16 protein-coding genes and 1 pseudogene are annotated in these 20,297 nt (G+C 71.4%); 11 read left to right on the top strand and 6 right to left on the bottom strand.

All coding sequences use genetic code 11. The features are described from left to right. Window positions 1–7 precede the first annotated feature (7 nt). The 4 genes from ABZ857_RS40760 to ABZ857_RS40745 all read right to left on the bottom strand — a co-directional run bounded on the left by ABZ857_RS40760 (window position 8) and on the right by ABZ857_RS40745 (window position 4,397). Complete coding sequence (locus ABZ857_RS40760) at window positions 8–1,378, bottom strand: aldehyde dehydrogenase family protein (RefSeq protein WP_357055146.1); 1,371 nt, start codon at window positions 1,376–1,378, stop codon at window positions 8–10. Further along, window positions 1,378–2,472, bottom strand: coding sequence for a phenazine antibiotic biosynthesis protein (locus tag ABZ857_RS40755; protein ID WP_357055144.1), 1,095 nt, complete (start codon window positions 2,470–2,472; stop codon window positions 1,378–1,380). The genes ABZ857_RS40760 and ABZ857_RS40755 overlap by 1 nt, the downstream gene beginning before the upstream one ends. 178 nt (window positions 2,473–2,650) lie before the next feature. Next, window positions 2,651–3,829 carry a CU044_5270 family protein gene (locus ABZ857_RS40750; RefSeq protein ID WP_357055141.1) on the bottom strand — a complete coding sequence of 393 codons (1,179 nt, stop codon included), beginning with the start codon at window positions 3,827–3,829 and terminating at the stop codon, window positions 2,651–2,653. Beyond that, complete coding sequence (locus tag ABZ857_RS40745) at window positions 3,822–4,397, bottom strand: RNA polymerase sigma factor (protein ID WP_357055138.1); 576 nt, start codon at window positions 4,395–4,397, stop codon at window positions 3,822–3,824. Before ABZ857_RS40745 ends, ABZ857_RS40750 begins: the two co-directional genes overlap by 8 nt. A gap of 598 nt (window positions 4,398–4,995) precedes the next feature. Here ABZ857_RS40745 and ABZ857_RS40740 point away from each other — a divergent pair. The 5 genes from ABZ857_RS40740 (at window position 4,996) to ABZ857_RS40720 (ending at window position 12,169) form a co-directional block, all read left to right on the top strand. Next, window positions 4,996–6,606 (top strand): ABC-F family ATP-binding cassette domain-containing protein, encoded by a 1,611-nt coding sequence (locus ABZ857_RS40740; protein WP_357055135.1) that lies wholly within the window; start codon window positions 4,996–4,998, stop codon window positions 6,604–6,606. 92 nt (window positions 6,607–6,698) lie between these two features. Beyond that, window positions 6,699–7,472: an FxLYD domain-containing protein gene (locus ABZ857_RS40735; RefSeq protein ID WP_357055132.1), complete on the top strand. Its 774-nt coding sequence runs from the start codon at window positions 6,699–6,701 to the stop codon at window positions 7,470–7,472. 47 nt (window positions 7,473–7,519) lie between these two features. Next, on the top strand, window positions 7,520–8,617 hold the full coding sequence (locus tag ABZ857_RS40730) for a saccharopine dehydrogenase (RefSeq protein WP_357055129.1): 1,098 nt from the start codon (window positions 7,520–7,522) through the stop codon (window positions 8,615–8,617). A 164-nt stretch (window positions 8,618–8,781) separates the two neighbouring features. After that, complete coding sequence (locus ABZ857_RS40725; RefSeq protein WP_357055126.1) at window positions 8,782–10,875, top strand: RNA polymerase sigma factor; 2,094 nt, start codon at window positions 8,782–8,784, stop codon at window positions 10,873–10,875. A gap of 139 nt (window positions 10,876–11,014) precedes the next feature. Continuing rightward, window positions 11,015–12,169 (top strand): NlpC/P60 family protein, encoded by a 1,155-nt coding sequence (locus tag ABZ857_RS40720; protein WP_357055123.1) that lies wholly within the window; start codon window positions 11,015–11,017, stop codon window positions 12,167–12,169. A gap of 84 nt (window positions 12,170–12,253) precedes the next feature. Here ABZ857_RS40720 and ABZ857_RS40715 read toward each other — a convergent pair whose 3' ends face one another. Further along, complete coding sequence (locus tag ABZ857_RS40715; RefSeq protein ID WP_357055120.1) at window positions 12,254–12,757, bottom strand: inorganic diphosphatase; 504 nt, start codon at window positions 12,755–12,757, stop codon at window positions 12,254–12,256. Window positions 12,758–12,843: 86 nt separating this feature from the next. Here ABZ857_RS40715 and dacB point away from each other — a divergent pair, with 86 nt between their 5' ends. The 4 genes from dacB (at window position 12,844) to hpt (ending at window position 17,002) form a co-directional block, all read left to right on the top strand. After that, window positions 12,844–14,229, top strand: a complete 1,386-nt coding sequence (gene dacB, locus ABZ857_RS40710) for a D-alanyl-D-alanine carboxypeptidase/D-alanyl-D-alanine-endopeptidase (RefSeq protein WP_357055118.1) — start codon at window positions 12,844–12,846, stop codon at window positions 14,227–14,229. A gap of 57 nt (window positions 14,230–14,286) precedes the next feature. Beyond that, on the top strand, window positions 14,287–15,336 hold the full coding sequence (locus ABZ857_RS40705) for a zinc-dependent metalloprotease (RefSeq protein WP_357055116.1): 1,050 nt from the start codon (window positions 14,287–14,289) through the stop codon (window positions 15,334–15,336). Window positions 15,337–15,403: 67 nt separating this feature from the next. Beyond that, complete coding sequence (tilS, locus tag ABZ857_RS40700; RefSeq protein WP_357055113.1) at window positions 15,404–16,432, top strand: tRNA lysidine(34) synthetase TilS; 1,029 nt, start codon at window positions 15,404–15,406, stop codon at window positions 16,430–16,432. A gap of 12 nt (window positions 16,433–16,444) precedes the next feature. Then, complete coding sequence (gene hpt, locus ABZ857_RS40695) at window positions 16,445–17,002, top strand: hypoxanthine phosphoribosyltransferase (protein ID WP_357055110.1); 558 nt, start codon at window positions 16,445–16,447, stop codon at window positions 17,000–17,002. A gap of 30 nt (window positions 17,003–17,032) precedes the next feature. On the opposite strand, the pseudogene ABZ857_RS40690 reads toward hpt, so the two are convergent. Further along, a pseudogene (locus ABZ857_RS40690) lies at window positions 17,033–17,225 on the bottom strand (transposase); the annotation flags it as partial. Window positions 17,226–17,671: 446 nt separating this feature from the next. On the opposite strand from ABZ857_RS40690, the gene ftsH reads away from it, so the two are divergent. Continuing rightward, entirely contained in the window at window positions 17,672–19,678 is a 2,007-nt protein-coding gene (gene ftsH, locus ABZ857_RS40685) for an ATP-dependent zinc metalloprotease FtsH (RefSeq protein WP_357055107.1), read from the top strand. Window positions 19,679–19,680: 2 nt separating this feature from the next. Further along, complete coding sequence (folE, locus tag ABZ857_RS40680) at window positions 19,681–20,280, top strand: GTP cyclohydrolase I FolE (RefSeq protein ID WP_357055104.1); 600 nt, start codon at window positions 19,681–19,683, stop codon at window positions 20,278–20,280. Window positions 20,281–20,297: the final 17 nt, after the last annotated feature.

Raw genomic sequence — 20,297 nt, 5'->3', positions numbered from 1 at the left:
TAGTTGTTTAAGTGCGAATGACACCCTTCGTGCGCATGAGGAATTCGCCGAGGTACGCGTCGTGCGGAACCCATGGCGGCATCAGGTAGGTGGGGGTGTCCCCCAGGTAGACGTTCCTGATCGACGGGTCCTCCACCAGCTGGTCGACCAGCCCGGCGTCCTCCGTGATCGCGGTCAGCACGAGCGTGTTCCGCAGCGGCTCGATGCCGTCCGCCCGGCTCCAGGGCGCGAACCACACACAGGGGAACGACAGCTCGATGCCCGTCTGGGGGGCGTCCGGCCGGTCCACCCGGAAGACGGCCGGTCGCAGGACCCCGCTGCCGTCGCCCAGGTCGTCCACCACGCCGTCGCCGCCGAGCACCGGCGTCGCCCCGTTCACGTGGTCGAGCAGGTACTTCTCGATCGCGTGCGCGTCCGCGACCGGCTGGACGGGCAGCACCGCGCCGTCGTCCTCCGGCGGCAGGCTCGGGATCGCCGAGAGCCGTTCCGCGACGGCCTTGGCCACCGGCGCGGGATCGCCCTCCACGAAGACGGCGGTGGTGTTCACGCAGGCCGTGCCCCCGAAGGCGCTGACCGACTCCACGATCGTGCCGAGGTGGGACTCCCAGTCGTGCCCGGCGAGGAGGATCTTGGACCGTCCCGGGCCCTGCGGCAGCACCCTGACGTCGTTGCCGTACTTGTTCACGACCTCCTCGCCGCCGTACACCATGGCGAGGTCCGCGTCGCGGATGATCTCGTCGGCCACCGCGTAGTCGGTCGGCAGGAGCACCACCTGGTCCTCGCCGAACCCCGACTCCCGCAGCGCCGTGATCAGGCGGTGCGGGGTGAACGGCTCGCGCCGCGAGGGGCGCACCGCGACCCGGTAGCCGAGCGCCAGGGCCTCCAGCCACAGCGTGTGCACGCCCGGGTGGTTGCCCGCCGCGTGTACGGCGAAGACGTCGCCGCGCCGCGTCCAGACCGCCTGGCCGTTGCGGGTGAGCGGGTCGCGCCAGTCGTCCACCGCGCCCTCGGGACGGGCGTACCGGGTGGTGCGGTACGCCTCTCCGGCGCGCCGCCCGATGCCCGAGGTCGCCGAGCGGACCACGGTGATCGGCATCCCCGAGACGCGGCTGACGATGTGCTGATACTCCTCCGCCGGAACGCCGTCCACCACGCCGGTCGCGAAGAGCCGTCCCGCGCGGGCGAGGGCCGCCGCCCGCTCGTGGGCCGGCAGGGTCCGCGCCTCGCGCAGGGCCGCCATCGTCCGCTGGACGAACAGCCGCGGCACCAGGCTCAGCTCCGCGACCGGCGTCCCGGTCAGCTCCGTGATCGTCAGCCGGCTGCGGCTGTGGTAGGGCCCGCCCGCGCCCAGCGCGTCGAGCCGGATCAGCTCGTCCATCAGTACACCCCCTCGATGACCGTCTCGTTCTCGAAGGTGGGGAGCGGGCCGACGTCGGCGACGGAGTCGCCCATCTGCCCCGGCGGCGGCACCACGCGAGTGGCCAGGTCGCGTTCGAGGTTGTTGGGCAGCAGGAAGCTCTTGCTGACGTGGTGCATCACCACCTGGCCGCGGTCGCCGTACCGGACGACCTCCCCGCTCTCCTGGTCCACGACCGAGAGCGTGACGTAGGGCGAGAACGTGTCGAAGATGACGAGGTCCTCGTCGGGCGGCGCGACACGCTCGGCCAGCCCGGCGAGGATCATCGTGCTGCCGTACGTGCCGTACAGCTTGACCTCGGGAAACACCTCGGTGCGGAGCAGGTAGCGGGTGTCGGGGTCCATGTGCGCGCCGCCCCAGCTGATCGCGACGATCTTCGAGTTGATCAGGTCGACGAGCGCGTTCCTGCGGGCCAGCCGGGTCAGCAGCGGCGGCGTGGTCACCAGGACCCGCACGTCCTGGGTCTCCAGGATGTAGGTGCTCTGGTCGATCAGATGCTCGGCGTAGCGCTCGGCCTCGTCGCCGCGGCCCTCGGCGATGCACCTCTTCACCCACCGGGGGTCCATGTCGACCGTGAACCGGATGCCGCCCCGCCGCGCGGCCTGCCAGCGGGCCAGCTCGCCGAAGACGTGCGGCCCGGTCGGCCCGAGCGACAGCCAGTGGCCGCGCTCGGGATAGCCCCTGGCCTGCAGGTCCTGCTCGGCCCGGTGCATCAGCCGGTCCATCCAGTCCCGCAGCAGGACGACGCGCTTGGGCGGCCCGGTCGTGCCGCCGCTCTCGTACACGCCGATCACGTCGGCGTCCGGGCCGTACCCCCGGGGGATCAGGTCCTCCACCCGGACGTCGCGCAGCTCGTTGGCCACGTTGGGGAACCGGCGCAGGTCCTCGAAGGTGCGCACGTCCTCACGCGGGTCGAAGCCGAGCGTCTTCGCCCGTTCCAGCCAGAACGGCGAGCCGGTCTCGGGGCTGAAGTGCCACCGCATGGCGGCCTCGATGAGCTCCGGGCCCTCCGGGACCTGGTCGAGCGGGCAGTCGAGGATCGGATCTGTTGACATATCCGGCCCCTTTGACTCGGAAATCCCCTGAAAAGCCAGGCTATTTCCGGGTGATTCGCCGCCAGGTCAAGAGATTCCGGGACTGTGGAAAAGATCGGACGCGGGATCTCAGTGCCGGATTTCGCCCGTCCTCTCGCGTCCCCGCCGCAAGGTTCCCGTACGGAGGCGGGGCGAACCGTCAGCAGGACACCTTTTCGTGGGAGGGGTGGGGTGCGAGGGAGGGCAGGGCCTGCGCCACGTCCACCCCGACGACGGCCGTGGAGCCGATCACCGCCCCCTTCGGCGTGCGCGTGGTCACCTTCCTCGGCTTCCCGTCCCGTTCGAGCTCACGGCGCGACTCCTTGGGATCCGCGCCCCTGGCGACCATCTCCCGGACGATGCGGTCGACGTGCGCCTTGCTCAGGGGCCGGGTCGTGAACGATCTCGTCCTGTCGCGGGTCGCCACCGTGCGCTCGCCCAGGTAGCGGTAGGTGCTCTTGTCGAAGATGAGCTCGGTCCGGGTGTAGTCCTCCTCGATCGTGACCCCGATGCCGTGCCGGCCCGCCGCGTCCACGGCGTCCGGCACCATCGTGATCCCGTCGATTCGGGCGGCGATCCGGAACAGCGCCGCCGTGAGGGACGGGCGGAAGACGCTGTCGCGGATGAGGTTCCCGACGGCTCCCCAGGTCCGCAGGTGCTCCGGCACGGCCGTGGCCTTGGCCGCCTCGGTCTCGACCCGTCGCCGCAGCCAGGCCTCGTCCAGCGGCCAAAGGGCCATCCGGGAGGCGGCGACGGCGTCGCCCGAGGGGCAGGCAGGGGTCTCGGTCAGCGTGTCCTCGGGCTCCCTCTGGAGCTGTGGCGGCCGGCTGGGCAGCGGGATGCCGGGCGCCGGAGCCGCGCTGATCTGCCGTTCACGCCTGAGCCAGGGGCCGGTGCCGCCGGCCGGGAGCCAGCGCTCCTCGGTGCCGGTGACCTGCATCCCGGCACCCTCCATGGACCAGTAGGTCACCGTGCGCATCGTGAGGTGGACGTACTGACCGGGGCGAGGCCGCGGCTCCGGCTCGGCCGCGGCGGTCCGCGCGGCGCGCTCCAGGAGCTCCCGGGCGTTCGCCGGAGGTGCGGCCGGCAGCCCGGCGACGCCGCGGGAATCAGATCCGTCCGGCCGGATCTCGGCTACGAGCACTCCCGCGGTGAGCGCGGCGGCCACGCCGCCCGCGAGCGCGATCTTGAGCCCTGTCCGGGGGATTCGCGTCCTCCAGGTCCGCGGCCGCGGCGCGCGGGCCGCGGCCAGCAGCGCGCCACGCGCGCCGCGCAGGTCCTCGCCCGACCCCTCGGGCACCTCGGCCCACAGGCGTCTGACAGTGGTGATCTCATCCATCGTGGTCCTCCGTGGTCGCCAGTGCCTCGCGGATCTTCCTGCGCGCTCTGTTGAGCCGTGAGCGGACGGTGCCGAGGGGGACGCCGAGCGCCCGCGACACCTCCTCGTAGGTCAGGTCGGCCCAGGCGACGAGCAGCAGCACGTCACGGTCGCCCGGTCTGAGCGCGGCGAGCGCCGCCGCCAGTGGCCGGTTCACCGCCAGCGTCGTCACCCCGTCCTCCACCAGGCCGCCGGACACGGCGGCCGGATGGACGCCACTGCGGACGTACGCCCGGTAGACGGTGATCTCGCTGCGCCGGCGCTTGCCGATGACGTTGGAGGCGATGCCGTACAGCCAGGGACGGGCGTCGGCGTGCCGGACGTCGTAGCGATGCCGGCTCTGGAACGCGGCGAGGAACGTCTCGGACACCACGTCCTCGGCGCCGTCCGGCCCCAGGCGCCGGGCGGCGTACCGGTGCAGGGAGGGGGCGTGCCGGTCGAAGAGCACGGCGAAGACCTCGGGCTCCCGCAACGACCGCTGGATGAGCGTCGTGTCTGCGGCGTCAACGGCCGTTGCGGATTCCGGCATGAATCGTGGACCCCTTCATCAGTCGCCTTTCGCGATGGCGGGTACGGTCGCCCGTTATTACCGGCCGCCTCCGGAATGGTTCACGATGCCGATGCTCCGGCCCCCAGGCCGTCGTGACGCCGGGAAAACGGCGTGCCCGCTGTGGCGGACGGCAGGTAGCCTCTCCGGGAAATCACATGGACTCGGTCGGGTGGGGGAGGAACGAAGTCGGCTGTGCACGGTGACATCCCGGTCCCACCGACCCAGTTCTGCTCGGTCCTGATCTGTCCGCCGAAGCGCTCGTCTCGAGTTCCGCCGAGCAACTTCCGATGGAGGGTCGGTATGTCCTCCACGTGGATCCTCGGCGCGTCCGCGAGATCTAAGTTTGACCTCTGTGAGGACGTTCCTCCCTTCGCTCCCTACGAACACTTGGCCGCGAACCGTTCTTATGGCCCGGGGATGGGAACGCTTCGAGGCCGGTCGGCTCACTCGCTGGGCTCAGCCTCAAAGATCTCGTCACGTCGGGGGCGGTGGCCGGCGGAAAACGAGATGCCACTTGCAGAAGTGATGAGTAGCCTGCGCGGGAAGCGCATGAACATATCCGAGCAGGAGATTCGCGGTGGGACATGTCGAGGTCGGGCATCTGACACATGTGCTGCCGGACGGCAGGTTGCTCCTGAACGACGTCTCGTTCCGGGTGGGAGAGGGCGTCAAGGCGGCCCTGGTCGGCCCGAACGGCGCGGGCAAGACGACCCTGCTCCGGATGATCGCGGGTGATCTCCAGCCGGTCGAGGGCACGGTGGCCCATTCGGGCGGTCTCGGTGTGATGCGGCAGTTCGTCGGCAACATCCGGGACGGCCGCACTGTCCAGGACCTGCTGCTCAGCGTCGCGCCCGAACGGGTCAGGGCGGCGGCCGAACGGCTCCACGGCGCCGAGCTGGCGATGATGGAGCGCGACGACGAGAAGACCCAGATGCGGTACGCCCAGGCGATCACCGACTACACCGACGCCGGGGGCTACGACATCGAGGTGCTCTGGGACGCCTGCGCGATGGCCGCCCTCGGCGCGCCGTACGACAGGGTGAAGTATCGCGAGGTCGCCACGCTGTCCGGCGGCGAGCAGAAGAGGCTGGTGCTGGAGGCCTTGCTGCGCGGGCCCGACCAGGTGCTGCTGCTCGACGAGCCCGACAACTACCTCGACGTGCCGGGCAAGGTGTGGCTGGAGACGGCGCTGCGTGAGACGCCCAAGACCGTGCTGCTGGTCTCCCACGACCGCCAGCTTCTCGCCAACGCCGCCGACAGGATCGTCACGGTCGAGTCCGGCAACGTCTGGATTCACGGCGGCGGCTTCGCGACGTACGCCGAGGCGCGGCGGGAGCGCAACGAGCGGCTCGACGAGCTGCGCAGGCGCTGGGACGAGGAGCACGCCAAGCTCAAGCGCCTGGTGGTCATGCTCAAGCAGAAGGCCACCTACAACGACGGCATGGCCTCCGCCTACCACGCGGCGCAGACCCGGCTGCGCCGGTTCGAGGAGGCCGGGCCGCCGGAGCTCGCGCCGAAGGACCAGGTCATCAGCATGCGCCTGCGCGGTGGCCGTACGGGCAAGCGGGCCGTGATGTGTGAGGGCCTGGAGCTGACCGGCCTCATGAAGCCCTTCGACCTGGAGATCTGGTATGGCGAGCGGGTCGCCGTGCTCGGCTCGAACGGCTCCGGAAAATCCCACTTCCTCCGCCTGCTGGCGGGAGAGGGCGTGCGGCACGCCGGGACGGTCAGGCTCGGCGCGCGGGTGGTGCCCGGGCACTTCGCCCAGACCCACGCCCGGCCCGAGCTGCTCGGCCGTACGCCCTGCGAGATCGTCATGACCGAGCACGCCCGGCTGAAGAACGAGGCGATGAAGGCCCTGGCCCGCTACGAACTCGCCGGCCGGGTCGCCGAGCAGCGGTTCGAGACGCTGTCGGGCGGTCAGCAGGCCCGCCTGCAGATCCTCCTGCTCGAACTGTCGGGAGCCACGCTGCTGCTGCTCGACGAGCCGACCGACAACCTCGACCTGGCCAGCGCCGAGGCCCTGCAACAAGGCTTGGACGCCTTCGAGGGGACCGTGCTGGCGGTGACGCACGACCGCTGGTTCGCGGCCGACTTCGACCGCTACCTCGTCTTCGGATCGGACGGCCGGGTGTACGAGTCGCCCGAGCCGGTCTGGGACGAGACACGCGTGGTCCGCCCGCGATAGACGGCCGGTAAAGATACCGGCGGGAGCGCGCGTGTCCTGGAGGCGGCGTCCCATTCAGCGGTTATGACGGCTAAGTGACGCGACGTTGCCACATGACCGTCGCACTCGCCCTCGCCGCGCTGGCGATGGCGTCGTGCGCGAGGGAAGACAAGCAGGAGGGCCCGCAACCGCTGGCCCTCAAGGAGCAGGTGTCCTCGATCGTGCGCTCGGGGGCCGGATACGCGGTGACCTGGGCGGGGGTGCTGAGCAACCCCAACCGCTGGCACTTCGGGGAGAACGCGGTCGCCGTGATCACGGCGGTGGACGCCGCCGGCAAGGAGGTCGTCCACCTGGAGCAGCCGCTGGACGCGGTGCCGCCCGGCCGCCCGCTGGCCTTCGGCGGCCAGGTCCCGAGCGCCGCCCAGCCGGTCCGCGTGAAGATCGACTACCGTCCCGCCTCGTGGCGGCCCATCCCGCGCGTCCCGTCTGCGTTCCTCAAGTTCCCGATCTCCGACGTCCACACGGACAAGCTCACGAACGGGTCCTACCTCGTCACGGGCTACGTGCTGGACCCGTTCCGCAAGCCCGCCGGCGCCCTCGCCGTCACGGCTCTGCTGCGTGACGCGGCGGGCAAGCTCGTCGGCGGGGCCACGTCGTACGTGGACGACGTGCGGCCGGGGGCCAAGCGCAGGTTCGTCATCACCGTCGAGGGCGTGAGCGGGCCGGTCGGCGCGACCGACGTGCAGGCCACGACCTGGGGCTCGACCGCCAAGACGTACGAGGACCTGGCCCGGGCCGGGGCCGTTTCGCTGCACACGGTCGCGCCGACGACGGAGCCGTTCGCCAAGGACCGCGGGTATCCGCCGCCCAATGACCGGCGCCAGTGAGCGGCCCACTGCCGATCTTGACACCACGGGCGGGTTACCGTAGCGGGATGGCCACCCCCAGGATCGTGCTGTTCGGAGCCACCGGCTTCACCGGCAGGCTCACCGCCGAGGCGCTCGCCGCACGCGGGGCCCGGCCGCTGCTGGCCGGACGGGACCAGACGCGGCTCACCGCACTCGCCGACACGCTGGGCGGCGACCTGCCCACCGCGGTCGCCGACGTCGGCCGCCCCGAGTCCGTACGCCGGATCGTCGGGCCGGGCGACGTGCTGATCTCGACCGTCGGCCCGTTCGTCCGCTGGGGAGAGGCCGCGGTCGCCGCCGCGACCGAGGCGGGCGCGGTCTACCTCGACAGCACCGGGGAGCCCACCTTCGTCAAGCGGATCTTCCAGCGGTACGGCCCCGCCGCGGCGGCCCGGGGCGCGGCCCTGATCACCGCCTTCGGGTACGACTACGTGCCCGGCAACCTCGCCGCGGCCCTGGCCCTGCGCAAGGCCGGGCCGGGGGCCGTCCGCGTGGACGTCGGCTACTTCGTGGACGGCGGCATGGCGCGTCGCGCCAGCGCCGGGACCCGCGCCTCGGCGCTGGGAATGATCCTCGAACCGATGTACGGCTTCCGCGAGGGCCGCATCGTCCCCGAGCACGGCCGCACCCGCAAGTTCCTCGTGGACGGCCGCGTGCGGCACGGCCTGTCCATGGGCGCTTCGGAGCATTTCACGTTGCCTCCGGCGCATCCCGGCCTGCGCGAGGTGAACGTCTACCTCGGCTGGCTGGGCGGGCTGACCAGGGTCGCGGGCGTGCTGGCCAAGGCGACCCCCGCCCTCGCCGCGCTGCCGGGGATCCGGCGGGCGACCGAGGCGCTGGCCGACCGGGTGCTCCGTACGGGCGGGGGCGGCGCGCCGGCCGGGGCGGGCGTTTTGTCGCGCATCGTCGCCGAGGCGTACGACGGGGAAGGCCGCCGCCTGGCCGCCGTCCACCTGGCCGGAGGCGACCCGTACGAGTTCACCGCCGGCGTGCTGGCCTGGGCGGCGACGACGGCGCTGGCCGAGGGCGTGCACGGCACCGGCGCCCTGGGCCCAGTGGACGCCTTCGGTCTCGACGCGCTCACGCGGGGCTGCGCCGAGGTGGGAATGGCCGTACGGGAGTGACATCGCCTGTACGGCGCGCCGGATTTTTCATGATTAGTCGCGTAATTAAGCGGCAGATTCCGGCAAATCAACTGGATGGCGGAGTGTAAAAGCCGACGATGTAGTTATGTGACTTCGCCTGAATGGGTGGAGCGGGGAGTTACTGAGCATTTACGCTCCGTTATATGAATGATGGCGTCCTGGTCGAGGCGTTGCGGGCCCGGGATCCGGGAGCGCTGGCCGCCCTTTATGACACATATGCGGAGAATCTTTACCGATACTGCCGCACGTTGCTGGCCGGGCCCGACACCGCCCAGGTCGCGCTGCGCGACACGCTGATCGCCGGGGAGGCCCTCGTCGGCTCGCTGGCCGACCCGGACAGGTTCCGTCCCTGGCTGTACGCCCTGGCCCGCGGCGAGTGCCTGCGCCGTCGCACGCCGGGGGAGGAGGACGGGCCGGAGACCGGGCCGGTCCCCGTCGCGACCGTGCCCTTCCCCGGCGTCACGGCCGACGGCGCCGAGGCCGACCTGCGCCTCGTCGCCAGCAGCGCCGTGGGGGCGCTGTCCGTCGAGGACCGGGAGGTGCTCGAACTGGCGGCCCGGCACGGGATGACCGGCCAGGACCTGGCCGCCGTGCTCGGCGCGGGCGAGCGGTACGCCGAGGGGCTCCTCGACGCGGCCACGGAACGCCTGCGTGAGACGGTGACCGTCGAGATCCTGGCCAGGCGTGCCACCCACGACTGCGAGCGGGCGTCCGCCATCCTCGCGGGCTTCACGGGAGAGCTCGCCCCGCAGGTGCGCGCCCAGCTCATCCGGCACCTGGCGCGGTGCGAGACCTGTGGACGACAGCGGGTCCGGCAGATCTCCCCGGCCAAGGTGTTCGGCCTGCTTCCGCAGGTCGCCATGCCCGAGACGCTGCGGGTGCGGGTGCTCAGCAGCTTCATCGATCCCGAACTCGTCCCCTACCGGCGGTACGTCGCCAAGCGCGTCGGCGGGCTGAACGCCGCGGGCTTCCCGAGGGCCGGCCGCCGCGAGGGCAGGCTGGCGCAGGCGGTGGCGGGCGCCGTGGCCGCCCTGGCGGCGGTGGCGACGATCGCGCTCGTGTTCGCCCAGTTCGCCGGAAACCTGCGTGAGCAGGCCGCCGACACGATCGCCCCCCGCCGGCTCCCCCCGGCCGAGGCCACGGCCGGCCCCTCCGACGGCGCCGCCTCTCCGGAGGGGTCTCGGGACGAGGCCGACGGGGTCGGCGAGCGCTCGCCCGAGCCTCCGGGCTCCCGGGACCTGGCCGAGCCGGTCGTGCCCGTGGTCCCCGCGAGGCCGGTCGCCCTGCCGCGCCCGGCGCCCCTGCCCGCTCCCGTGCCGCCCTCCGCCGGACGGCCGCACCGTCCCGTGCCGCCGGGGAAGCCGTCCGCGCGCCCCACCGGAGGGTCGTCCTCACCGCAGGGCCCGGGTGCATCGCCGTCCGGCCCGTCGCCCGTGCCCAGCATCACCCCGGGCACGGAGCCGGGCGAGGAGCCCAGCCCCGGCGGCTCCGGTTCCGGCGGCCCCGGCTCCGGGAGCCCCGGTTCTGGTTGGCCCGGTTCTGGCTGGCCTGGCTCTGGTTGGCCCGGTTCTGGCGGGCCCGGTTCTGGCGGGCACGGGCCGGGCCGGCCGCCCCGGGGCGGGCCACCGCCGGCGCACTGGCCGGGACACCGTCCGCCCTGGCGCGACCACCAGCACCATCCCCGCCCCCACCGGGAGTGCCCGCCGACTCCCGTGCCTTCCCACACGCCCTCCGGCGACCACGGCGGGCCCTCGGCCGTACCTCCCTGGCGCGGCCGACACGGCGGCGGGCACGAGGCCCGGGACGCCGGAGGCGGCGGGCAGGCGCAGGGCGCCGGAGGCGGCGGGCAGGCACAGGGCGCCGGAGGCGGGCAGGCACAAGGCGGTTCCGCCGGAGGCCCGCCACGGCACGCCCGGCCCGGCGGCTCCGGCCGGGACGGCTCGCGCCGCGACGGTGCGGGTCCCGACCGCCCCGGCTGGGACGGCTCGCGCCGCGACGGTCCTGGTCCCGACCGCCCGGGCCGGGACGGCTCTCTGCCGGGCGTACGCGGCGGAACCCGGGACGGCGGTCCCGAACGCGGAACGGAGCGCCGTGGCACATCCGGCGACCCCGCGGCCGGAAGCTCCGGAGGCCCAGGAGGTCCCGGAGGACCTGGAGAACCCGGAGGACCTGGAGAACCCGGAGGCGGGACCGCCCCGGGCGGCGGCCCGGGCCGGGCCGGCCAGGAGGCCGTTTAGAAGTCCCCGGGCGCTGGCCCACTCTTTCCCTGCCTTAACGGGACGACCCACCACATAGGTTGATTACTGGACGTAGCTTAGATGTGTACGGAGAGTAGTCGCCGGGAAGTGAGGGGAGTGGAGCAGGGAAGGGGAAGGAATGCCACTCCTCAGAGCATCGGGGCTGGTCGCCGGGCTCGGGTCAAGTCTCGTCCTGACCTTCGGAGCCCCGGCGGGAGCCGATCCGAAGCCGTCGGCCAAGGACGTCGCCAAGGCGCGGCAGCAGGTGCAGGAGCGCGTACGGGAACTGGGCAGGGCCGAGGCCGACCTCGCGGTCGCGCAGGCGCGCCGGGAGGCGCTGGACGCCGAGGCGGAGCGGCTCGTTGAGACGTACAACGGGCAACTCGTCCAGCTCGAGCAGGCGCGTGCCGCGTACGAGCAGTCGGTGCGACGCGTCGGCCAGGCGTCCGACCAGGTCGCCCGCCTGCGCGGCGAGGTGGCGGCGAGGGTGGCCGAGGGGTACAGCGGGGTGCGGCTGTCACCGTCCACCGCGGCCATGCTCGGCGGTCTTGGCGACGTGCACGGCTTCCTGCGAAGAGCAAGCATGCTGACGCAACTCGGCGACGAACAGGCCGCCGCGCTGCAACGGCTGAAAGACGCGCAACAGGTCTTCGAGATCCTCCGAGAACAGGCGGCCCGTGCCTACTCCGAGCAGTCGCGCGGCGCCGACGAGGTGCGACAGGCGAAGGAAGCGGCACAGCGGGCCGTCGAGGAACAGCTCGAACAGACCAAACGGATCGAGCAGGAGAAAGCGGAGATCTCCAAACGGCTGGAAGCCGCCCGCGACCGCGTCGACGAGCTGAAACAGGCGAGGAGCAAGGCCCGGCAGGCGGCCCTCCCCGCGCGCAGAAGTCTGGCGGTGCCGGCCTGGACCGGCCGGCTCGGGTCGGGACCGGGCGAGATGGCCGCCCAATGGGCGCTCAAACAGATAGGCAAGCCATACGTGTGGGCCGCCGCAGGCCCGTCGGGGTTCGACTGCTCGGGGCTGACGATGCGGGCCTGGCAGCGGGCCGGGGTGTCACTCGATCACTGGACCGGCACGCAGTGGACCTCGGGACGGCACGTCCCGCTCAAGGAACTGCGCACCGGTGACCTCATCTTCTACGGCCGGTTGAGTGGTAATCCCGGCACCATCCATCATGTGGGCATATACATCGGGCGCGGCATGATGGTCCACGCCCCCCAGACGGGGGACGTGGTGCGCATCTCGCCCATCTGGCGCCACGATCTGGTCGGCGCCACCCGGCCCGGCTAGGGTCGCGCCCCTTGGATCTTCTGCCTACCGCGGTCGCCCGGGCGGCGCCTCCCTACGGAGGGATCCGCGGGACACTCCCAGAACTCAGTGCTCCTCGTCCTGGTGCTCGGTCTCCTGGAAGCGCTCGATGCTGGCGAGGATCTCGGCCTCGGCCTCGGTACGGCCGACCCAGTTGGCGCCCTCGACCGACTTACCGGGCTCCAGGTCCTTGTAGACCTCGAAGAAGTGCTGGATCTCCAGCCGGTCGAACTCGGCGACGTGGTGGATGTCACGGATGTGCTCCATCCGCGGATCGGTCGCCGGAACGCACAGGACCTTGTCGTCGCCGCCCTTCTCGTCGGTCATCCGGAACATCCCGACGGCGCGGCAGCGGATCAGGCAACCGGGAAAGGTCGGCTCCTGGAGCAGGACGAGCGCGTCGAGCGGGTCTCCGTCCTCGCCGAGAGTGTTCTCGATGAACCCGTAGTCGGCGGGGTACTGGGTAGACGTGAAAAGCAGGCGGTCCAGACGTATGCGGCCGGTCTTGTGGTCAACCTCGTACTTGTTCCGTTGTCCCTTGGGGATCTCAACGACAACGTCGAACTCCACTCGTTCCTCCGCATGAGTCCCCGGTCTCCCGGGCTGGCGTTAATGTCTCGTAGGCGTGGTCAAGGTCGGCGCGAAATGAGGGTGTAGTGGTGCGACGTGAGCGGTGGATGGTGGTGGCCACCCTCGCCCTGCTGCAGATCTTCGTCGTCCTCGCGGGCACTTATTTGATCACCCATGACGCCGACAGGACCCCGGCTCCGGTCGCGTCCCCGAAGCCGACCCCGATCCCCCTGGTGACCGCGGGTCCGGTTCTGGCCGCGGCGGGGGACGGGGCTCTCCCCGCCAAGGGTACTTTGACCACCCGGCTCACCGCTGCGATGGGTGACCCCGCCCTCGGCGGCAGCGTGGCCGGGATCGTGCTCGACGCCGCGACGGGAACGCCGATCTTCGACGGCCGCTCGGGCACTCCCATCACCCCGGCCTCGACGACCAAGGTCGTTACCGCGCTGACGGTGCTGGCCTCGGTGGGGCCGGACGCCCGTCTGGCCACCCGGGTCGTCCGAGGGTCCTCCGCCACGTCGATCGTCCTGGTCGGCGGCGGCGACCCGACCCTGGCAGGCCCGCGGACGAGCGCCGCCGAGCAGGAGGAGATCTACCCGCGGCCCGCGTCGCTCGCCCGGCTCGCCTCGAGTACGGCCAAGGCGCTCAAGGCGGCGAAGCTCACCTCGGTGGACCTGTCGTACGACGCCTCCCTGTTCGGCGGGCCGCGGACGGCGCCGGGCTGGAAGCCGACGTACATCCCGGAGGGCAGTGTCGCCCCGGTGTCCGCGCTCATGATGGACGAGGGCCGGGCGGCCAACGGCGCCCGCTACCCGGACCCGGCGCAGGCCACCGCCGACGCGTTCGCCACGCTGCTCAGAAAGAACGGCATCAGGGTGGGCAAGGGGGTCGACCCGGCCAAGGCGGCGCCCCCCGCGCAGGAGCTGGCCCGGGTGGAGTCCGGTCCGATCTACGCGCTTGTGGAGCGGATGCTCACCCACAGTGACAACGACCTGGCCGAGGCGCTCGCCCGCCAGGCCGCCATCAAGGAGGGCCTCCCGCACACCTTCCAGGGCGTGCCCGCGGCGGTAGGGCGGGTGCTCACCCGCCTCGGCGTGACCGATGGAGTGGAGGTCCACGACGGCAGCGGGCTGTCCACGAAGAACCGGATCACGCCGACGGCCCTCGCCCGCATCCTGGCCGTGGCGGCGTCCGCCGCCCATCCGGAACTGCACTCGCTGATCAGCGGCCTGCCGGTCGCGGGTTTCACCGGGACTCTGCACAATCGTTACGAGAAGTCCGATTCGAAGGCCGGCGCCGGATTGGTACGCGCGAAGACGGGCACTCTGAACGGGGTGAACACCCTGGCGGGCATCGCGTACACATCCGACGGCCGGTTGCTGACCTTCGCGTTCATGGCCGACCAGGTGGCCAACCCGCCGGAGGCGATCGCCGCCCTCGACAAAATGGCCACGATCGTCTCCCAGAGCTAGCCATCCCCCTCGCGTCTGCATGCGCGGCGAGAAGTCGGAGAACGTACGGTGGTGGGTATGCAGGTGATCGACTGGGATCTGGCCGTCGCGACCGGGGTGCGCCTCGTGCGGCCCGGCCCTCAGGTGAGCCGCGAGGAGGCCAGACAGGCGGTCCTCGAACTGCGGCGGCTGTCGCGGGACGCCGAGGGGCACGTGCGGGAGTTCACCCGCATCGACTCGGCGACGCCGGAGGCGGCGACCGTGGTCGATCGTCCCGGGTGGATCCGCGCCAACGTGGACGGCTTCCGCGTGGTGCTCGAGCCGCTGACGCAGAAGATGTCGAACATGCCGGCGGTCGTCGGCGCGGTCGGCTCGCGCATCACCGGCCTGGAGGTCGGCGCGGTGCTGGCCTTCCTCGCCTCCCGGGTGCTCGGGCAGTACGAGCTGTTCCTCCCGCCCGACCCCTCGGGCCACGCCCCGACCGGCCGCCTGACGCTGGTGGCGCCCAACATCGTGCACGCCGAGCGCGAGCTGGGCGTCGATCCCCGTGACTTCCGCCTGTGGGTGTGCCTGCACGAGGAGACCCACCGGGTGCAGTTCACCGGCGTCCCCTGGCTCCGGGAGTACGTCCGCAGCCAGATGACCGAGTTCCTCCTCGCGTCCGAGATGGACCTGGCCACCCTGCTGGAGCGCCTGCGCGCCGCCTCCGACGCCGTGGCCGACGCCTTCAGGGGCGGTGAGGGCAACCTCATCGAAGCCATCCAGACACCCGAGCAGAAGGCCGTGCTCGACCGCGTGACGGCCGTGATGACGCTGGTCGAGGGGCACGGCGACTACGTCATGGACGCGGTGGGCCCGTCCGTCGTGCCGTCGGTCGCCGAGATCCGCGCCAAGTTCCAGCGCCGCCGCGAGGGCGGCTCGCGCCTCGACCAGCTCGTCCGCCGGCTGCTCGGCATCGAGCTCAAGATGAAGCAGTACGCCGAGGGCTCCCGCTTCGTCCGCACCGTCGTGGACGAGGCCGGCATGGAGTCGTTCAACAAGGTCTGGACCTCGCCGGAGACCCTGCCCGACCGCGAGGAGATCGCCGACCCGCACGCCTGGATGTCCCGCGTCCTGGCCTCCGCCTGATTCCACCTGCCCGGGTCCGCCCGACGCGCGTTTCCCCATGTCCGCCGCGGGCGGCCAGAATGGCCGCATGGGCCCGCATCCCGCCGTCGCCGACGTCCGCCGCGCCGTACGGCTGTCGCTCGCGGACCTCGCCGCGCCGGGCGACTCCCCCGCCCCCGGCGGGGCCGGGGAGCCGTCCGGCGCGCTCGTTCTCGTGGCCTGCAGCGGCGGCGCCGACTCGCTGGCGCTGGCGGCGGCCACCGGTTTCGCGGCCCCTCGCCTCGGCCTGCGCGCCGGGCTGCTGACGGTCGACCACGGCCTGCAGGAGGGCTCGGCCGGCCGGGCCCGCGACGTCGTACGGCTCGCGGCCTCGCTCGGTCTCGACCCGGCCGAGGCGCTGACCGTCACGGTCGGCACGGCCGGGGGCCCCGAGGCCGCGGCGCGGGAGGCCCGCTACGCCGCGCTGACCGCCGCTGCCGAGCGGCTGGGCGCCGCGGCGGTCCTGCTCGGCCACACCCGCGACGACCAGGCGGAGACCGTGCTGCTGCGCCTGGCCCGCGGCAGCGGCACGCGGTCCCTTTCCGGCATGGCGGAGGCCTCCGGGATCTATCGGCGGCCCCTGCTCGGGCTCGGCCGCGAGCGGACCAGGCAGGCCTGTGACGCCCTCGGCCTGCGGCCCTGGGACGACCCGCACAACGACGACCCGGCGTACACGAGGGTCCGGGTGCGGCGCGACGCCCTCCCGGCGCTGGAGGCCGCGCTGGGGCCGGGGATCGCCGAGGCGCTGGCCCGCACGGCGCGGCTGTGCCGGGACGACGCCGACGCCCTGGACGAGTGGGCGGACGCCGTCCACGCGAAGTCGCGGGGGCCCGGCGGGGAGCTGGACGTGTCCGTGCTGGCGGGCGTGCCGGGGGCGGTGCGGCGGAGGGTCATCCAGCGGGCGGCGGTGGAGGCCGGGGCGCACGCCGCCGCGCTCGCGGCGGTGCACATCGAGGCGGTCGAGCGGCTGGTGACCGGCTGGCACGGGCAGAAGGGGGTGGACCTACCCGGGGGGGTGGGAGTGGTCAGGCGCTGTGGCACCCTTGTCTTCGCCGTGGACAAACTCTCGCTCGCGTAAGGAAAACCCCAGGTGGACGCAGCTGACATGGGCAAGGATCTCTCCAGAGTCCTCATCTCGGAGCAGGAGCTACAGGAGAAGATCAGGGAGCTGGCGGGCCAGATCGACGCCGACTACGCCGGCAAGGAACTGTTGATCGTCGGCGTGCTCAAGGGGGCGGTCATGGTCATGGCCGATCTCGCCCGCGCGTTGCACGTGCCCGTGCAGATGGACTGGATGGCCGTTTCCTCGTACGGCGCGGGGACCAAGTCGTCCGGCGTGGTGCGGGTGCTGAAGGACCTCGACACCGACATCGCCGGCCGGCACGTGCTGGTGGTCGAGGACATCATCGACTCCGGCTTGACCCTTTCGTGGCTGATGAACAACCTGAAGTCGCGCAACCCGGCGTCCGTGGAGATCTGCACCCTGCTGCGTAAGCCGGACGCGGTCAAGGTCGAGATGGATGTCCGTTACGTCGGTTTCGACATCCCCAACGAGTTCGTCATCGGGTTCGGCCTCGATTACGCGGAGCGGTATCGCAACCTGCCGTTCATCGGGACTCTTGCGCCTCATGTGTACGGAGGGGATTGACTTCCTCCCGGCCTGAAGCTGAAGGACCGGGACGTGCCCGCACGCACTGCACGTCTTCGAGCTGGACCAGGAACCGCCCGTACCGCCGGGCTTTGTACTCCAGCTGGCGGCGGAACTCACCCCACCCGCAGTCGGAGATCACCCGCGCCAGGCAGTGGTCGCGGACCATGCCGCGCACGTTGAGGTCTTCGATCACGATGTCGTGGTCGCGGACCAGCCGGGTTCGGGCCAGGACCACACCAACGCATGCCGTACGCATGTTCGCATTTTACGAGCGCTTTGCCTGACCGTCAGTGAAAGGAGCAAATCATGAGCGATTGGCGCTCTGGGCTGTCCCGGCTTCGCAGGGCCACCCCTTACGGGCCCGGATTCCTCCCGGCCCCCTGAAGGGGAGGGGAGTAAGCCCTTAGCGAAGTGACCCTCGAATCGTGCGTTATTGGGCGCCAGGTCGGGGAACACGGGGTTGGCTGACGTACGTTGGAAAGGCAAAGCCGGAGCCGCTCGGGCAGTTACCCGACGCGGCTGCCGGGTGTACCTTCGGATATCCGTGGGGGGCCGTCAGGCCGGACCGCGGTAGCCAGAAGGAGCGGTAAGGGATGCCGCGACCCCGGGGTTTCCCGGGGCAGGCCTTGGTCAGGAAGGGACGGGCCCGCCGGGGTTCCGCAACGGATGGATCTCAAGCGATTTACACGTGGCCCACTGCTGTGGATCCTGGGCATCGTATTGCTTCTCCTGCTCGTCACCACGATGTTCAGCGGAGACGGCAACTACACAACCGCTGACACCTCGACGGTCGTCCAGCAGATCCAGCAGGGCAATGTCAAGAACGCGACCGTGGTCGACAAGGACCAGCGCGTCGAGCTGACGCTGAACAAGCCCATCGAGGTCGCGGGCAAGACGACCAGCCGCATCCAGGCACCCTGGGTCGAGGGGCAGGGCGTCCAGCTCACACAGGCACTCGACCAGGCCAAGCCCTCCGGGGGCTGGACCGTCGAGGTGCCGAAGGAGAACTTCCTCGTCAGCCTGCTGGTCAGCTTCCTGCCGATCATCATCATCGTCCTGATCTTCCTGTTCATCATGAACCAGATGCAGGGCGGCGGCTCCCGGGTCATGAACTTCGGCAAGTCGCGGGCGAAGCTGATCACCAAGGACACCCCGAAGACGACCTTCGCCGACGTCGCGGGGGCCGACGAGGCCATCGAGGAGCTCCAGGAGATCAAGGAGTTCCTCCAGGCCCCGGCCAAGTTCCAGGCCATCGGCGCCAAGATCCCCAAGGGCGTGCTGCTGTACGGCCCGCCCGGCACCGGCAAGACCCTGCTCGCCCGCGCCGTCGCGGGTGAGGCGGGCGTGCCGTTCTACTCGATCTCCGGTTCCGACTTCGTCGAGATGTTCGTCGGCGTCGGCGCCTCCCGCGTCCGCGACCTGTTCGAGCAGGCCAAGGCGAACGCCCCGGCGATCATCTTCATCGACGAGATCGACGCCGTCGGCCGGCATCGCGGCGCGGGCCTCGGCGGCGGCCACGACGAGCGTGAGCAGACGCTGAACCAGCTCCTCGTCGAGATGGACGGCTTCGACGTCAAGGGCGGCGTGATCCTCATCGCCGCCACCAACCGCCCCGACATCCTCGACCCCGCCCTGCTGCGTCCCGGCCGCTTCGACCGGCAGGTCGTCATCGACCGGCCCGACCTGGAGGGCCGCAAGGGCATCCTGCGCGTCCACGGCCGCGGCAAGCCGTTCGCGCAGGACGTCGACCTCGACGTGATCGCCCGCAGGACCCCCGGCTTCACCGGCGCCGACCTCGCGAACGTGATCAACGAGGCGGCCCTGCTGACCGCCCGCCAGGACCAGAAGCTCATCACGATGACGACTCTGGAGGAGTCGATCGACCGCGTGATGGCCGGTCCCGAGCGCAAGTCCCGGGTCATGTCGGATCAGGAGAAGAAGATCATCGCCTACCACGAGGGCGGTCACGCCCTGGTGGCCCACGCGCTGCCCAACTCCGACCCGGTCCACAAGATCACGATCCTGTCCCGCGGCCGCGCCCTCGGTTACACGATGACGCTGCCGATGGAGGACAAGTTCCTCGCGACCCGGTCCGAGATGATGGACCAGCTCGCCATGCTGCTCGGCGGCCGCACCGCGGAGGAGCTCGTCTTCCACGAGCCCACCACCGGCGCGTCCAACGACATCGAGAAGGCGACCTCGATCGCCCGGCGCATGGTCACCGAGTACGGCATGAGCGAGCGGCTCGGCGCCCGCAAGTTCGGCAGCGGCAACGGCGAGGTCTTCCTCGGCCGTGAGATGGGCCACGAACGCGACTACTCCGAGCAGATCGCCTCGGCGATCGACGAGGAGGTCCGCCGCCTCATCGAGAGCGCGCACGACCAGGCGTGGGAGATCCTCGTCCAGTACCGCGACGTGCTCGACAACCTCGTGCTCGAACTGATGGAGAAGGAGACGCTCTCCCGGGAGCAGGTCCTCGAGATCTTCTCGCCCGTCGTGCCCAAGGAGAAGCGCCCCTCCTACGCCGGGTACGGCAAGCGCCTGCCGTCCGACCGTCCTCCGGTCATCACGCCCAAGGAGCGCGCGAACGGCAACGGCTCCGCGCTGCCCGCCGGCGGCACCGGCTCCACCCCGTGGGTCAACGACCAGTCGGCGCAGCGGGACGAGGCCTGACCGTGGCCGAACCCCACGTGGCGGGTCCGCCCCCCGGTTTCGACCACGACCGGATCGAGAAAGCGGTCCGGGAGATCCTGTTCGCGATCGGGGAGGACCCCGATCGCGACGGGCTCCGGGACACCCCGGCCCGGGTGGCCCGCGCGTTCGCGGAGCAGTTCGCCGGCCTGGGCCAGCGGCCCGAGGACGCGCTGACCACGATGTTCGACGCGGACCATGACGAGATGGTGCTCGTCAAGGACATCGAGGTGATGTCCACCTGCGAGCACCACCTGCTCCCGTTCCACGGCGTGGCCCACATCGGCTACACCCCGAACGACAAGGGACGCATCACCGGCCTGTCCAAGCTGGCCAGGCTGGTGGACGTCTACGCCCGCAGGCCGCAGGTCCAGGAGCGGATGACCTCCCAGATCGCCGACGGCCTGATGCAGGTGCTGGAGCCGCGTGGAGTGATCGTGGTCATCGAGGCCGAGCACATGTGCATGACCATGCGCGGTGTGCGCAAGCCCGGCGCGAAGACGATCACGTCGGCCGTCCGTGGTGACTTCCGTTCCAGCGAGGCGACCAGGGCCGAGGCCATGTCGCTGATCCTGCGCGGCTGAGCGCGGGCACGGCCGGG

It is taken from the genome of Microbispora sp. NPDC046933 (assembly GCF_040644635.1).
Taxonomy (GTDB): Bacteria; Actinomycetota; Actinomycetes; order Streptosporangiales; family Streptosporangiaceae; genus Microbispora.
The sequence above is the reverse complement of the archived record's forward strand: the minus strand, read 5'-3'. Positions and strand labels throughout refer to the sequence as shown.

What these genes read in the sequence shown, in the direction of transcription:
- ABZ857_RS40720 (WP_357055123.1), top strand. Translation starts at nt 11,015, where the DNA reads ATGCCACTCCTCAGAGCATCGGGGCTGGTCGCCGGGCTCGGGTCAAGT.
- ABZ857_RS40760 (WP_357055146.1), bottom strand. Translation starts at nt 1,378, where the DNA reads ATGGACGAGCTGATCCGGCTCGACGCGCTGGGCGCGGGCGGGCCCTAC.
- ABZ857_RS40735 (WP_357055132.1), top strand. Translation starts at nt 6,699, where the DNA reads ATGACCGTCGCACTCGCCCTCGCCGCGCTGGCGATGGCGTCGTGCGCG.
- ABZ857_RS40725 (WP_357055126.1), top strand. Translation starts at nt 8,782, where the DNA reads ATGAATGATGGCGTCCTGGTCGAGGCGTTGCGGGCCCGGGATCCGGGA.
- ABZ857_RS40755 (WP_357055144.1), bottom strand. Translation starts at nt 2,472, where the DNA reads ATGTCAACAGATCCGATCCTCGACTGCCCGCTCGACCAGGTCCCGGAG.
- ABZ857_RS40705 (WP_357055116.1), top strand. Translation starts at nt 14,287, where the DNA reads ATGCAGGTGATCGACTGGGATCTGGCCGTCGCGACCGGGGTGCGCCTC.
- ABZ857_RS40745 (WP_357055138.1), bottom strand. Translation starts at nt 4,397, where the DNA reads ATGCCGGAATCCGCAACGGCCGTTGACGCCGCAGACACGACGCTCATC.
- ABZ857_RS40750 (WP_357055141.1), bottom strand. Translation starts at nt 3,829, where the DNA reads ATGGATGAGATCACCACTGTCAGACGCCTGTGGGCCGAGGTGCCCGAG.
- ABZ857_RS40730 (WP_357055129.1), top strand. Translation starts at nt 7,520, where the DNA reads ATGGCCACCCCCAGGATCGTGCTGTTCGGAGCCACCGGCTTCACCGGC.
- tilS (WP_357055113.1), top strand. Translation starts at nt 15,404, where the DNA reads ATGGGCCCGCATCCCGCCGTCGCCGACGTCCGCCGCGCCGTACGGCTG.
- ftsH (WP_357055107.1), top strand. Translation starts at nt 17,672, where the DNA reads ATGGATCTCAAGCGATTTACACGTGGCCCACTGCTGTGGATCCTGGGC.